We start from the raw sequence: 13300 nt of genomic DNA, 5'->3' as shown, positions 1-13300 counted from the left end.
TCGAAGCCCTCCTTACGCTCGGGTGAGAGACGCTGCTGATACGGGTACTGAGAGAGACTCCCTGCGTTCGGGATGCGGACGTAGCGTGGTGCACATGGACAACCGCACCGAGGTCCGCGAGTTCCTCGCCTCGCGCCGGGCCAGACTCACCCCCGAGCAGGCCGGGCTGCCCTTCTTCGGCGGATCCCGGCGCGTACCGGGGCTGCGGCGTGAGGAGGTCGCCCTGCTCGCCGGCGTCTCGGTCGAGTACTACACGAAGCTGGAACGCGGCTCGCTCGCAGGCGTGTCCGAAAGCGTGCTGGAGTCGCTCGATCGCGCTCTGCACCTCGATGAAGCCGAACGCGATCACCTGCAGGATCTCGCCCGCGCCGCCTCCCCGGCGGCGCGTCCTCGTCGGAAGCCGGCCGTCGCGGTCAGCGCGAGCATTCAGCGCCTGCTGGATTCGATGGTCGGCGTTCCGGCGTTCGTCCGGAACGGTCGACTGGATGTGCTGGCGATCAACGATCTCGGACGCGCCCTGTACTCCGAGGCTTACGGGGGCGCCCCCCGCCCGATGAACCTGGCCCGATTCCAGTTCCTCGACCCGCGCTCGCACAACCTCTACCCGGACTGGGACACGGCCGCCGACACAGCCGTCGCGATCCTCCGAACCGAAGCCGGGCGCGACCCCTTCAACAAGGCCCTCACGGACCTCGTCGGGGAACTGTCGACGCGCTCCGACGCCTTCCGTGCGCGGTGGGCTCAACACGATGTTCGGCTGCACCGTGGAGGCCACAAGGACTTCCGCCACCCGGTGATCGGTGAACTGCACCTGGCATTCGACGCGCTGGTGATGCCCAATGAACCCGGCCTCACCCTCACCGCGTACAGCGCCGACCCCGGGACGCCGTCAGAGGACGGCCTGCGCCTGCTCGCCAGCTGGGCGGCAACCGAACTCGCTTCCGAAACACGCAAGGAGAACGCATGAACATCGAACCGAGCACCCCCACCACCAAGAATCCGCCCGAGCAGTTCGCCGGAGGCGTCTGGCTGGACCCCATCGCACTCCCCCACGAAGCCGACCAGCGGATGACCGTCGCCACAGTCCGCTTCGCCCCGGGTGCCCGCACAGCCTGGCACTCCCACGCCCGCGGCCAGTATCTGCGCGTCACCCAGGGCGTCGCCCGGTTCGGCGGTCGCGACGGAACCATCATCGAGGTCCACGCCGGTGAGACGCTCTACACGCCGCCCGGCGAGGAACACTGGCACGCCGCAGCGCCGGGATGCTTCATGGAGCACATCGCCATGCTCGAAAGCGCCGACGACCCGGCGACGACCACCACCTGGCTCGAGCACATCACCGACGCCGAGTACAACGGCGACTCCCCCGCGTAAGGCATCGCCCAGCGTATCCGCGAGGAGACGGCGCCTACTGAACCGCCGGGGCCGCGGCGATGTCCGCAAGGACGAGGTCGGCGTTCACCGCGCCGGCGATCAGGGCGCCGAGCCCGAGGGAGACGGAGACGTTCGCCCGCAGGTCGACGACGTTGCCGACCGCCCACACTCCCGGTACCGAGGTACGGCCGTCGGCATCGATGTCGACCCACGATCCGTTCGGACCATCGGATGAGGTCGCCCCGAGCGAACGAAGGAGCGCGTCGTTCGGCCGCAACGTCGGCCCGGTGAAGATGACGTCGACGGGAACCGTGTGCCCGTCTACCTCCACTCCGGTCACTTCGTCCTCGACGATCTGCACTGCCGCAACCGTGCCGTGCTCGATGCGGATGCCTCGTCGCACCAGCGCGTCCGCCGCCTCAGGGTCGGGTTCACCGATGGCGTTCGGGAAGTAGACCACGCGATCCGACCACTGCCGGAGGAGCTGCGCCTGCCGGACGCTTTCCGGCGAAGTCGCGATGACGCCGATCACATCGTCGCGATGCTCCCATCCGTCGCAGTACGGGCAGACCACGGCGCCCCTCCCCCACTGCTCCCGCAATCCGGGGTTGTCGGGCAGCTCATCTGCGAGTCCGGTCGCGACGACGAGTCGGCGAGCCCTGAGGGTACCGGCTGTCGTGTCGATCTCGACGCCGCCGTCCACGACGCGGGCGAGGGTGGCGGTTCCCGGGACGATGCGAACGCCGTAGCCGACCACCTCCCGGCGCCCCTTCTCGAGCAACTCCAGAGGGGGAAGGCCGTCGTGCCCCAAGACGCCGTGCATGTGCGGGGCGGGGGCGTTTCGTGGTCGGCCGCCGTCCACCACGACGACACGCCGGCGTGCACGGCCGAGCGAGAGAGCGGCACTGAGACCCGCGGGGCCGCCCCCGATGATGACGACGTCGGCCCGATCCGTCTCAGCGATGATCTCCATAGGGCCATGCTGGTGCTGACGCGCCTGAAATGACAACATGGTTTGCTGAAACGACAAAGAGGAGGCGCGATGGCGATCGACGAAGAACTGGCGGGAATCGGTCCGAGACTTCGCGCCATCCGGGAATCGCGCAAACTGACCCTCAGCGCGGTCAGCGACGCCACCGGAATTTCGATCAGCACGCTGTCCCGGCTGGAGTCGGGCGCGCGCCGGGCGCAACTGGAACTGCTCCTCCCGCTGGCACGGCTCTATCACCTGCCCTTGGACGACCTGGTGGGTGCGCCGGCGCTGGGCGACCCGCGCATCCATCCCCGCCCCCGGGTCCGGGACGGTGTGGTCACGGTCCCTCTCTCCGGGGGCGCGGGGTCGTGGGAGGCGTTCAAACAGGTGCTCCCGGCGACCCCCGACAAGCCCATCCCCCAGTGGGTACACCCGGGCTGGGACTGGATCTACGTGATCTCCGGCCGCATGCGGCTGCTTCTCGCGGCCGACGATCTCGTCCTAGAAGCCGGCGAGGCCGCCGAGTTCGACACGCTTGTTCCGCACGGCTTCGCCAATCCCGGACCGGGGGTGCTCGAGGTGCTGTGCCTGTTCAACGCGGAAGGCGCACGCCTGCACACGCGCGCATCCGCGTAGTCAGTGGCGTGCCGGCGGGACGCCGACTCCGCCGAGCCGTCCCGAAGCCTATGGGCGACCCCGACGGATCCGCGACCAGCCTCCCCAGTCCGTCGCATCGATGACGCAGAAGCGGTTGCCTTCCGGGTCCTCCATGATGACGTAGTCCGCATCCTCCGGTCGCCGGTCCCAGTGGACCTCCCGCGCGCCGAGAGCGGTGAGCCTGCGAACCTCCACAGCCTGGTCCTCGGCGTAGAGATCGAGGTGGATGCGAGGCGGCAGCACCCGTTCGGAGCGGGCGGCATCGAGTGAGACGTTCGGCCCCTCCCCGTCGCGCGGATGCAGCAGGACGAAGTCGGTGTCGGCCGGCTCGCGCGCCACATAGTCGAGCGCAGCCGACCAGAAAGCGCGCTGCGACGAGATGTCGTCGACACGGATCACAATCGAACCCACCACCAGCATGCGCCGATCATAGGCGCGTGCACCCGGCCCGCGCGGGTGGCTCCAGGCTGGTCACAGCATCGGACGAGAAGAATGAGCGCGCCGACCATCACCTCGACAGGAGCTGATCACGCCGCCACTGTCCGTGTTCCTCAACACGTGGTCCTTCGACCCCTTCGCCGCCGCGCTGCTCGTCCTCGCAGCCACGGTTTACCTCGGGGGTGTCCTCCGGCTGCGGTCGCGGGGTCACCACTGGCCGCGCCGGCTCACCCTCGCCTACCTGGGGCTCGGCCTGGGGTCGTACGCCGTCGTCTCTTTCGGATTCCTGGGAGCCGAGAGCACCGAGCTCCGCTGGGCGTTCACGACGCGCATCGCCCTGCTGCTCTTCGTCGTCCCGGCCCTGGTCAGCCTCGGACGCCCTGTCGCGCTGGCCCGCGTCGCCCTGGGGCCTGACGGTCGCCGTCGTGTCGACCGGGCCACCCGTTCCTGGCCGGCACGGGTGTTCGGCAACGCGATCTTCGCGCCGGCGTTCGGCTGCGTGGTCTTCCTCGTGTTCCTCACGCCGGTGTCCGCGATCCTGCGCGACTCCCCCGCCTCCGAGTGGTCGATCTCCGTGCTGACGCCGCTGTGCGGCCTGCTGCTGGTGCTGCCGATCGCAGCGCACTCGGTGGTCCGCACCGCCTTCTTCATCACCGTGGAGTTCCTGCTCGCGTTCGTCGAACTGCTCCTCGATGCGATCCCTGGGCTGCTCCTGCGGCTGAACGACGGCATCCTCGACCACGCCCCTGTGATTCTCGGGCGGCTGCCGCTGTGGTTCCCGTCTCCGCTCCACGATCAGCACCTGTCCGGTGACTTCCTCTGGTTCATCGCCGAGGTCGCCGACGTGCCGGTGCTGGTGCTGCTCTTCGTTCGATGGATGCGGCTGGATCGCCGCGAGGGCAAGCGTCTCGACGAGCTGAGCGATGAGGAGATGGCCGAGCTGACCCGTCGGCACCTCGATCAGCGCAGCTGAGCCCTCCCCCGGGACGGTCGAAATCGGCCTGCAGAATTCTTTGTATTCGGTGTTGCTAAGTACCGGTACTCAGTGTTACTTTGTACTGGTAGTCAACATCACTGAGTAGGAGGTGACCCGATGGGCAACCAGATGACCGAGATGCTGAAGGGCACTCTCGAAGGAATGGTTCTGGCGATCCTCGCCGGCCGTCCGGCGTACGGATACGAGATCACCACGCGGCTGCGCGACCAGGGCTTCACCGACCTCGTCGAGGGCACGGTGTACGCGCTCCTGGTCCGGATCGAGCAGCGGGGCTTCGTCGACGTCACCAAGGTGCCGTCCGAGAAGGGGCCGCCGCGCAAGGTCTACCGGCTCAACGACCAGGGTCGCGAGCAGCTCACGGAGTTCTGGAAGACGTGGGGCTTCCTCTCCGAGCGGATCGAACAACTCCACGACAGCAACGGAAGCAGCACCGCAACCAGCAACAGCGAAGGGAACGACTGATCATGGCAGCGAAGTGGATCGAGGCCCTCACCGGGTCGCTCGAGCAGAAGAAGCAGTACCGGCAGGACATGGCACGCATGGATGCTCTGCCCGAGCCCTACCGGAGTTCGGCCAAGGCTTGCCACCGATACCTCATGTACCAGGGCGGAGTTGTGAACGGCGACGTGCTCGTCACGATGCTCGGCGACTTGGTCGACCTATGGGAGCGCGCCGCAGCAGATGGAACACCAATCCGCGACATCACCGGAGACGACCCGGTCGAGTTCGCCGACTCGTTCGCCGAGGCCTACAGCGGAAAGCGCTGGATCGACAAAGAACGTGAGCGCCTCTCGAAGGCGATCGACTCTGCCGTCGACGACGAAGGGAAGGGACGGAAATCATGACCACCACCACCACTCTCGACCCGGCCATCCGGGTGCAGGGCATCACGAAGTCCTTCAAGGACCTGGAGGTGCTGCGCGGTGTCGACTTCGACGTCGCCCCCGGCACGATCTTCGCCCTGCTCGGCTCCAACGGGGCCGGCAAGACCACGCTCGTCCGCATCCTCTCGACCTTGCTCAAGGCCGACGGCGGCAGCGCGAGCGTGCACGGCTACGACGTGTCGACCTCTCAGGCGGAGGTGCGCAGCTCGCTGAGCCTGACCGGCCAGTTCGCGGCGGTCGACGAGGTGCTGACCGGGCGGGAGAACCTCATCCTGGTCGCCAAGTTGCGGCATCTGAAGAACCCCGGTGAGATCGCGGACCGGATGCTCGCCCGCTTCTCGCTCAGCGACGCGGGTGCGCGCAAAGCGGGCACCTACTCGGGAGGGATGCGTCGCCGGCTCGACATCGCGATGAGCCTGATCGGCGACCCGCCGGTCATCTTCCTGGACGAGCCGACCACCGGCCTCGACCCCCAGGCGCGCATCGAGGTCTGGGACACGGTGAAGGAGTTGGCCCGCACCGGGACGACCGTCCTGCTCACCACGCAGTACCTCGACGAGGCGGAGCAGCTGGCCGACCGGATCGCGATCCTGCACAAGGGGACCATCATCCAGAACGGCACCCTCGCCGAACTGAAGAAGCTCCTTCCGACGGCCACGGTCGAGTATGTGGAGAAGCAGCCCACCCTCGAAGAGGTCTTCCTCGCCCTCGTCGGCGACGACGACACCAGCGCAGAGACAGAAAGGGAACTCCGATGAGCACCTACGTCCTGAGCGACACGCGTACCCTCACGGGCCGGTCGCTCCGCCACATCCTCCGCAGTCCCGACACGATCATCACCACGGCGGTCACCCCGATCGCCCTGATGCTGCTCTTCGTGTACGTGCTCGGCGGGGCCATCCAGCTCGGGTCGAACGAGTCGTACATCGACTACATGCTTCCCGGCATCCTCCTCATCACCATCGCCTCCGGCATCGCGTACACCTCGTACCGGCTGTTCCTGGACCTGCAGGGCGGCATCTTCGAGCGCTTCCAGTCGATGCCGATCGCCCGGTCGTCGGTGCTGTGGGCGCACGTCCTCACCTCGCTGGTGGCGAACGTCGTCTCCGTCGCGCTGGTCATCGGCGTCGCACTGATCATGGGCTTCCGCACCGGAGCATCGGTTGCGGTGTGGCTCGCCGTCGCGGGCATCCTGATCCTGTTCACGCTCGCGCTGACCTGGATCGCTGTCATCGCCGGCCTCTCGGCGAAGACAGTGGATGGGGCGAGTGCGTTCAGCTACCCGCTCATCTTCCTGCCGTTCATCAGCTCCGCATTCGTGCCGACGGACTCCATGCCCGCACCGGTCGCCTGGTTCGCGGAGAATCAGCCGGTCACCTCCATCGTGGACACCATCCGGGCACTCTTCGCCGGGCAGCCGGTCGGCACGGACATCTGGGTCGCCCTCGCCTGGCTGGTCGGCATCCTGATCGTCGCCTACGCGTTCGCGATCGCCAAGTACCGCCGCAAGTTCAACTGAACATGCACCAACGGCGCCCGTCTCCCTGCGGAGGCGGGCTCTGCCGTACCCCGGGATCAGCGAGTGCGGCGCTCAGCCGGCCGGCTCCCACAGCTCGATGGGGAGCCCCTCCAGATCGTGGATGCGCGCGAATCGCCCGTACTCCCCCTCCCACTCGGGACGCCGCTCGACCGGGATGCCTGCGGATTCGAGCGAGGCCACCAGCGCGTCCAGACCGCTGATCCGCAGATTCAGCATGAACGGCTGGTCGGCGGCGAAGTAGTCGGAATCTGCCGGAAACGGCGCGAATACGGTCATGCCGGACGCCTGCGTCCACACCGCGTCCTGGCCGGCGTCGATTCCGAGGTGCTCCCGATACCAGGCCGCCCGCGCCTCCGGGTCGCGACTGCGGAAGAACAGCCCGCCGATGCCCGTCACTGCCATGTCATCCCCCGATCGTGCGTCGCTGACTCTGTCAGCACATCACCGACCATGGTGCGCGCGCAGCCTCCCCGTCAACTGTTGACGGTTTCTGTCCCCGAAATTGAGGACCTGGGTTTGCTTCCCTTAGCGTTGTCCTGGCCCGGGGATGCCGAACCAGACGTGGAAACGACTTCGTAAGCGAAAACGTCTCAACCCGACGCGAACGGAACGGCATCCCGGGGGAACCACTCACCCCGCGGAGTGATCCACCAGCGGTTGCACCTGGACTCCGCTGTGGTCGTGCCGGGTCTCGGCCAGCACCGAGGCGAGCGCGACCGCTGCCTCCACATCGGGGACGTCGAGCAGGTAGAAGCCGCCGACGACCTCCTTCGCTTCGGTGAACGGTCCGTCCACGGTGACCGGTTCGCCGCTGTCTCCGCGCCGGACGGTCACCGCTGTTTCCGGGCCCTGCAACTCGCCGGAGGCCCGGATCGCGTCGCCGGCCCGCCGGCGGAATTCGCCGTGTGCGGTGTCGATCTCCGCTCTCTCGTCGTCCGTCATCGTCTCCCAGCGCTTCGGGTCGCCCTGGATCAGGATCATGTATTCGCTCATCGTGCACTGCCTCCTGTTGTCGAGGATCATCTCCTGACCAGACGTCGAACGGAAAGCCGCAGGATCGACACCTGTGCTCGCGCGGATGGCGGCGGCGTCGGGTCAGTCGGTGCGGGCGAGCACGATGAGCGGCGTGAGGTAGTGCTCGGTCACGGTGCCACCGAGGTCGCGAGCGGCCTCGGCCGCCTGCTCAGCTTCTGCGACCGACCAGTCGCTGAAAGTGGTGAAGAGGCCGCGCACCGCATCCTCGTCGAGCTCGATGCTCCAGTGGAAGTCCTCTAGGTGCACTGGCTCGAAGTAGCCGCCGGCCTGAAGCAGCGTGGCCCAGCGGGAGGTGTCCGCTTCGTCCGGGAGCCGCCGCGGCGGTGCACCGCGACGAGCGACGATTTGACCGATGCGGTCGCGGAACGGCGTCACGGGCACGGACCGGTCGCCGTAGGCGTTGCGCCACACCGCCAGCCGACCACCGGGCACGAGGGCCGTGTGCAGCTTGGGCAGCACCACATCCAGGTCGAACCAGTGCACCGCCGTCGCAGCCGTTGCCAGGTTAAACGATGCGGGCGGCAGCTTTACGGCCTCGGCGGTATCCCGCACGACGTGGACGTCGGGGAATCGCTCACGGAGTCTGGCCGCGAGAGCCGGCCCGGGCTCGACCGCGGTCACGTCCATCCCCGCGTCGACCAGGATGCCCGTGGCCTGCCCGGTGCCCGCGCCCAGGTCGACCGCCCGGTGGCTGGCGACAAGAAGCCCGAGCTCGGCGAGCCTCTTCCCGAGCGCGTCAGGGTACGGCGGCCGGGCGCGATCGTAGAGGTCGGCGTGCCGGTCGAAATGCTGCGGGTCGGGCATGCCCGCGACACTAGTCGCCACCACCGTCGAGATTCGTGCCGAATGTCGCCTCTGGAGCCGCCATAAGTGACATTCGTGCCGAATGTCGTCGGCGCTGACCACGGGAGATTCGTGCCGAATGTCGTTTTCGGAGGCACTAATAGTGACATTCGTGCCGAATGTGCGGCGGCCCTCAGCGCGAGACCCGGTTGCGTCCCGTGTTCTTGGCGCGGTACATCGCGGCGTCGGCCGCCGAGAGGAGTTGCTTCGCAGTCAGGCCCGGCTCGATCGGGATGATGCCACACGAGGCGGTGACGCTCATCGGGCCACGAGCCGTATCGATCGGCTGGGCGATCTCCTGGACCAGACGGGCGGCGAACCGCTCGCCGTCCTCCGGGGTGGCGCCCGCGCTGAGCACGACGAACTCATCACCGGCCAGCCGCGAGATGACGTCCGTCACCCGACTGCCCCGGGTGAGCCGCTCGGCGATGACGCGCAGCACCGCATCCCCGGTCTCGTGCCCGTGGCGATCGTTGATGGCCTTGAAGCCGTCCAGGTCGAGGAACAGCAGCACGCCACCCTCGACCTCGGTGACGGACTTCTCGAGCAGGTGCTCGAACGACCGACGGTTGTGCAGGCCGGTGAGGTGATCGACGAGTGCCAGCTGCGCGAGGTGCGCCTCGCGGCGCCGGTCGAGCGCTCGCGCGAGATCGCGGCCCAGCTCGCGCGCCTCCCCCGCGGTCGATCCCCAGGGCAGCGACGAGCCCCCGACGCTCTGGCGCCACTCCGAGAACGAACGACGCGGCGAGAGCGCCGTGTCGCGGTTGGCCGCCGTCTGGTCGCCCAGCCAGCGGATGACCCGCGTGACTTCGTGCCGGAAGAACAGCAGGACCCCGTGGGCGCCGACCGGCACGACCATCAGGCCGGCGAACCCGGGCATCAGCACGGCGAGTGCAGGATGCGTGCGGCCGAGTTCCTGCGAGCTGAGCGGCTCGATCCCGGCGGCCGAGAGCAGCAGGCTGCGATCGGTGAGCGGGACGGATCCGACGCTACGGCTTACGCCGTCGATCGCCAGAATGGCGCCGTCCGCACCGACCAGCCGGCAGAGCTCCAGCCCGTTCTCCGCGAGCGTCAGCAGCGGATCGTCGGACGACGGGATGCCCGCGAGCACGGCGGCCCGCTGCTCCCGGACGGCCAGATCACGGCGCAGCTGAGCGATCGACTCGAGTGCCGCCAGCTGAAGGGTCACCTGCGTCGTCAGCACCTCCAGCGCGCGACGCAGCAGGATCGGCATGCGCCGTTCGGTGCGGTGTGCACAGGTGATCATGCCGATGAGCCGATCGTCCTGGATCATCGAGAAGGACACGGTCGAGGCCTGGCCCATGTTCCGCATGAACTGCAAATGGTGCGGTGAGACGGCGCGCAGCTCTGCGCTGCTCAGATCCAGCGGCGCGGACTCGTGGACGGAGAGGAGCGGAGTTCCTTCGTCCTCGGTGCTGACGATCTGCCGCGAGAGCTTGGTCAGGTACAGCGACCGCGCCTGCTGCGGGATGTCGGAGGCCGGGAAGTGCAGGCCGCGGTACGCCTCCATATCGGGCTCGGACGCTTCGCCCGCGACCTCGCCGTGTCCGTCTTCGAAGAAGCGGTACACCATGACCCGGTCGAAACCGCTGATGCGTTTGACCTCCTCGGCGACAGCCTGCCGCAGCTCATCGGCTCCGGCCAGCATCCCGAGCGAGCGGATCGCGCCGACGACCGAGGCGGTCGGAAGGTCCGGGGTTCCGCCCGTGGGCTCCAGCTCTATGAGAACGCGGTCACCGAGGCTGTGCGTGACCGCGTCGAAGGTCTCGTCGCCGACCTCTACCCGGATCGGGGCGCCGTGGGTCTCTGCGGTGACGCTCCACTCGAGCGTCGGGCTGGCGAGGACGGAGACCGACTGCCCGAGCCATGGAGCGGCGTTCTCGCTGACGGTCACGATCGTGTACGTCGCCACGTCGACGACGAGGAGCATCCCGAACGACTGGATTCGGCCCGGGGTCCGGATCGGCTCTGTGACGCACTCCTCGAGCCTGCGGCGCTCCGATTCGTCGGGCACCACTCCACTTTCCACCACCACTTGACCCTAGTGCACGCGTCGATCGGGGCTGTTCTGACCGGCGTCCCCGGTGGATGATTTCCAGAACGGATCCAAGGAGGAGCGAGATGGCCGATTCAGAAGAAGTCGGGGCGGATGGGACGCGCGGGAGCGAGTACCCGGACGACGCGGGCTACCCCGACGGCGAGGGCACGCTCGACGAGGGTACGGGCGCGTTTCACACGGGTCCCTCGGGAGACGAGGCGGCCGACGACGGCGGCCGCGACGACACCGGCGACGAAGGTGAAGCCGTCGTCGAGGAGCTCACCGAGTTCGACGCTCCGGACGCCCGCGACGAGTAGGCGCCGTCAGCGGGGCACAGCGGCCACGGCGTCGATCTCGACCAGGGCGCCCGGGCGTGCCGGGGCGACCGCGAGCACGGTCACCGAGGTCCGCTGATCACCCCACACCGTCCGCGTCGCGGCGTAGCCGTCCGTCGGGTCGATGCCCGGTGCGAGATAGATGTTCAGCTTCACCACGTGCTCCGGCCCGCTGCCCGCCTCGGCGAGCACCGCGAGCAGATTGCGTAACGCCTGCTCGGTCTGCTGCCGGAGCCCTTCGAGCAGCGCGCCTTCCGCATCCACCCCGTTCTGACCGCCGATGAACAGCACGGGACCCTCCGGCAGGATCATGCCCTGGGCGAAGGCCGGGCTTCGGTAAAGCTGGGGCGGGTCGACAGGTGTCGGTGTTCCGGTCATGACGTTCCCCTCTCGGTTGCCAGCCAGTCTGCCTGGGACCGCCGACACCCGCACCGGTGGATTCGCCGCGCCGGGTTAGAGTGGATTCGTGAATCCGCTCATCTCGCAGCCCGCCGCGCTCGCGGAAGCCGGGCGTCTGGAGGTCGTCGGCGCGCTCAGCGCCGGCGCGAGATAGCGCTGTCCCCTTCTCGGTGATCCCGCGCGCCCTCGGGCGCGCTCCCCCGTCGATCCGGCGTGCCCGGCGGCGGTTCCGCGGACGACTCGTCCGCTCACGACCGATTCACGACAGTCAGGCGTTCTCCATGCTTCCCCTTACCGAGCAACAGCTCAGATCCTCCTTCGTCAACGCGTCGCAGCGCGAGCGCAAGGAGCTCACCCTCCCCGACCTGGCGCAGCTGCGCTGGGACGACCTCGACTACCTCGGCTGGCGCGACCGCAGGCAGCCCGCCGTCGGGTACGTCGTCGCCGAGGTCGATGGATCGCCGGTCGGCGTGCTCCTGCGGCAGGCCGACGGCCGCATCCGCTCCCGTCCGCAATGCTCCTGGTGCGAAGACGTGCACCTGCCCAACGATGTGGTCTTCTTCATCGCGAAGCGCGCCGGAAAGGCCGGACGCAACGGCAACACGCTCGGCACGCTGGTCTGCGCCGAGTTCGAGTGCTCGGCGAACGTCCGGAAGCGCCCGCCCACGGCCTACGTCGGATTCGACGTCGAGGCCGCGCGGCAGCACCGGATCGACGCCCTCCGCACGCACGTCGACGCCTTCCTCCGCCGGGTCCAGGACGGCGACTGACCGCCCGGAGCGGGCGGCGCCTCAGGCCGCCGTCCGCTCCAGGAACGGTTCGTGGTGAAACCCGGAGTCGTCGAGCACCGCCACGGTCGACTCCGGGAGCTCGACGAACGCACCGGGCAGGTCGGTCAGGGGCTCAGAGACGACGACCTTGGCCTTCTCGCCGAAGACGTTCAGCCGTGCGGCGTCCGGGTACAGCTCGCGCAGCTCCGGGATCGCCGCCGAGTGGTACAGGCTCCGGCTCTTGAGCGACGTGGAGTACCGGAAAGCCCACAGGGTGTTCCCGTCGGACACGGCGACAGTACCTTGCATCGGGAAGTGGATGCCCTTGCTCTCGCCGACCGACTCCACCATGCGGATCGCCCGCCCGAGGCCGGCGATCGGGTCGTCCTGCAGCCCGAGTGTGATCGCCAGGTAGAACAGCACCTCGGTGTCCGTCGTACCGTGGATCAGCGGGAACAGCGACGGGTCGATGGCGAGCACCAGGTCGCGCTTCATCTCCAGGAAGCCGTCCAGGAAGCCGTTGTGCATGAACAGCCAGTTCTCATGCCGGAACGGATGGCAGTTGGACTGCTGGATGGGCGGCCCGGCCGCGGCGCGGACGTGCCCGAAGAACAGTGGGCTGGCGATCGAGCTGGTCAGCTCGCGCAGGTTCTCGTCGTGCCAGGCAGGCTCGATGCTGTGGAAGAGAGCGGGAGTGTTGCCGTGGCTCTTGTCTTCGGGATACCAGCCGAAGCCGAACCCGTCGCCGTTCACGGTCTCGGCGCCGAGCGGCGAGTTGAGTGACATGGCCACCAGCGAGTGCTGGGTGTCCAGGATCAGTTCGGATGGCCGGAGCGGCTCCCCCGAGTATGCAAGCCAACGGCACATGACGACCTCCTCGACGTCCCGGATGCGGACGGCTGAACCCTAACTCGCGGCGGTGCCTCGCGGGAATACAGGATCTCGTGCGCCTGCCCACACTCACGAGAACCCGCTGTCAAGGCCTGTCGGTAGACG

18 protein-coding genes are annotated in these 13300 nt (G+C 68.2%); 10 read left to right on the top strand and 8 right to left on the bottom strand.

Annotated features, from left to right (window positions below):
- The first annotated feature begins 94 nt into the window (after positions 1-94).
- Positions 95-967, top strand: coding sequence for a helix-turn-helix transcriptional regulator (locus AB4Y74_RS08445; RefSeq protein WP_441798654.1), 873 nt, complete (start codon positions 95-97; stop codon positions 965-967).
- Positions 964-1374, top strand: a complete 411-nt coding sequence (locus tag AB4Y74_RS08440; protein ID WP_441798653.1) for a (R)-mandelonitrile lyase — start codon at positions 964-966, stop codon at positions 1372-1374. Before AB4Y74_RS08445 ends, AB4Y74_RS08440 begins: the two co-directional genes overlap by 4 nt.
- A gap of 34 nt (positions 1375-1408) precedes the next feature.
- Here AB4Y74_RS08440 and AB4Y74_RS08435 read toward each other — a convergent pair whose 3' ends face one another.
- On the bottom strand, positions 1409-2347 hold the full coding sequence (locus AB4Y74_RS08435; protein ID WP_441798652.1) for an NAD(P)/FAD-dependent oxidoreductase: 939 nt from the start codon (positions 2345-2347) through the stop codon (positions 1409-1411).
- A gap of 69 nt (positions 2348-2416) precedes the next feature.
- Between AB4Y74_RS08435 and AB4Y74_RS08430 the strand changes: the two genes are divergently transcribed.
- Positions 2417-2983, top strand: coding sequence for an XRE family transcriptional regulator (locus AB4Y74_RS08430; RefSeq protein WP_441798651.1), 567 nt, complete (start codon positions 2417-2419; stop codon positions 2981-2983).
- A 48-nt stretch (positions 2984-3031) separates the two neighbouring features.
- Here the strand turns inward: AB4Y74_RS08430 and AB4Y74_RS08425 are convergent, their stop codons facing one another.
- Positions 3032-3424: a VOC family protein gene (locus tag AB4Y74_RS08425; protein ID WP_441798650.1), complete on the bottom strand. Its 393-nt coding sequence runs from the start codon at positions 3422-3424 to the stop codon at positions 3032-3034.
- Between the two features lie 124 nt (positions 3425-3548).
- Here AB4Y74_RS08425 and AB4Y74_RS08420 point away from each other — a divergent pair, with 124 nt between their 5' ends.
- The 5 genes from AB4Y74_RS08420 (at position 3549) to AB4Y74_RS08400 (ending at position 6842) form a co-directional block, all read left to right on the top strand.
- Complete coding sequence (locus AB4Y74_RS08420) at positions 3549-4415, top strand: cytochrome c oxidase assembly protein (RefSeq protein ID WP_441798649.1); 867 nt, start codon at positions 3549-3551, stop codon at positions 4413-4415.
- A 120-nt stretch (positions 4416-4535) separates the two neighbouring features.
- Positions 4536-4901, top strand: a complete 366-nt coding sequence (locus AB4Y74_RS08415; RefSeq protein ID WP_441798648.1) for a PadR family transcriptional regulator — start codon at positions 4536-4538, stop codon at positions 4899-4901.
- A gap of 2 nt (positions 4902-4903) precedes the next feature.
- On the top strand, positions 4904-5284 hold the full coding sequence (locus AB4Y74_RS08410; RefSeq protein ID WP_441798647.1) for a DUF1048 domain-containing protein: 381 nt from the start codon (positions 4904-4906) through the stop codon (positions 5282-5284).
- Positions 5281-6081 carry an ABC transporter ATP-binding protein gene (locus tag AB4Y74_RS08405; RefSeq protein WP_441798646.1) on the top strand — a complete coding sequence of 267 codons (801 nt, stop codon included), beginning with the start codon at positions 5281-5283 and terminating at the stop codon, positions 6079-6081. The genes AB4Y74_RS08410 and AB4Y74_RS08405 overlap by 4 nt, the downstream gene beginning before the upstream one ends.
- Positions 6078-6842: an ABC transporter permease gene (locus tag AB4Y74_RS08400; protein WP_441798645.1), complete on the top strand. Its 765-nt coding sequence runs from the start codon at positions 6078-6080 to the stop codon at positions 6840-6842. The genes AB4Y74_RS08405 and AB4Y74_RS08400 overlap by 4 nt, the downstream gene beginning before the upstream one ends.
- A 72-nt stretch (positions 6843-6914) precedes the next feature.
- Here the strand turns inward: AB4Y74_RS08400 and AB4Y74_RS08395 are convergent, their stop codons facing one another.
- The 4 genes from AB4Y74_RS08395 to AB4Y74_RS08380 all read right to left on the bottom strand — a co-directional run bounded on the left by AB4Y74_RS08395 (position 6915) and on the right by AB4Y74_RS08380 (position 10794).
- Positions 6915-7265, bottom strand: a complete 351-nt coding sequence (locus tag AB4Y74_RS08395; protein WP_441798644.1) for a VOC family protein — start codon at positions 7263-7265, stop codon at positions 6915-6917.
- A 228-nt stretch (positions 7266-7493) separates the two neighbouring features.
- Positions 7494-7856, bottom strand: coding sequence for a YciI family protein (locus tag AB4Y74_RS08390; RefSeq protein WP_441798643.1), 363 nt, complete (start codon positions 7854-7856; stop codon positions 7494-7496).
- A gap of 102 nt (positions 7857-7958) precedes the next feature.
- Positions 7959-8702, bottom strand: coding sequence for a class I SAM-dependent methyltransferase (locus AB4Y74_RS08385; protein ID WP_441798642.1), 744 nt, complete (start codon positions 8700-8702; stop codon positions 7959-7961).
- Positions 8703-8874: 172 nt separating this feature from the next.
- A complete protein-coding gene (locus AB4Y74_RS08380) occupies positions 8875-10794 on the bottom strand; it encodes a diguanylate cyclase domain-containing protein (protein ID WP_441798641.1) in 1920 nt (639 codons plus the stop codon).
- 89 nt (positions 10795-10883) lie between these two features.
- Here AB4Y74_RS08380 and AB4Y74_RS08375 point away from each other — a divergent pair, with 89 nt between their 5' ends.
- On the top strand, positions 10884-11117 hold the full coding sequence (locus tag AB4Y74_RS08375) for a hypothetical protein (protein ID WP_441798640.1): 234 nt from the start codon (positions 10884-10886) through the stop codon (positions 11115-11117).
- Positions 11118-11123: 6 nt separating this feature from the next.
- Here AB4Y74_RS08375 and AB4Y74_RS08370 read toward each other — a convergent pair whose 3' ends face one another.
- Positions 11124-11513 (bottom strand): RidA family protein, encoded by a 390-nt coding sequence (locus AB4Y74_RS08370; protein ID WP_441798639.1) that lies wholly within the window; start codon positions 11511-11513, stop codon positions 11124-11126.
- 302 nt (positions 11514-11815) lie between these two features.
- On the opposite strand from AB4Y74_RS08370, the gene AB4Y74_RS08365 reads away from it, so the two are divergent.
- Complete coding sequence (locus AB4Y74_RS08365) at positions 11816-12304, top strand: FBP domain-containing protein (protein WP_441798638.1); 489 nt, start codon at positions 11816-11818, stop codon at positions 12302-12304.
- A 21-nt stretch (positions 12305-12325) separates the two neighbouring features.
- On the opposite strand, the gene AB4Y74_RS08360 is transcribed toward AB4Y74_RS08365, so the two are convergent.
- On the bottom strand, positions 12326-13171 hold the full coding sequence (locus AB4Y74_RS08360) for a class II glutamine amidotransferase (RefSeq protein WP_441798637.1): 846 nt from the start codon (positions 13169-13171) through the stop codon (positions 12326-12328).
- Between the last annotated feature and the right edge of the window lie 129 nt (positions 13172-13300).

This window comes from Leifsonia sp. RAF41 (assembly GCF_052114085.1).
GTDB lineage: Bacteria > Actinomycetota > Actinomycetes > Actinomycetales > Microbacteriaceae > Leifsonia.
This window is presented reverse-complemented; position numbering and strand designations above follow the sequence as displayed.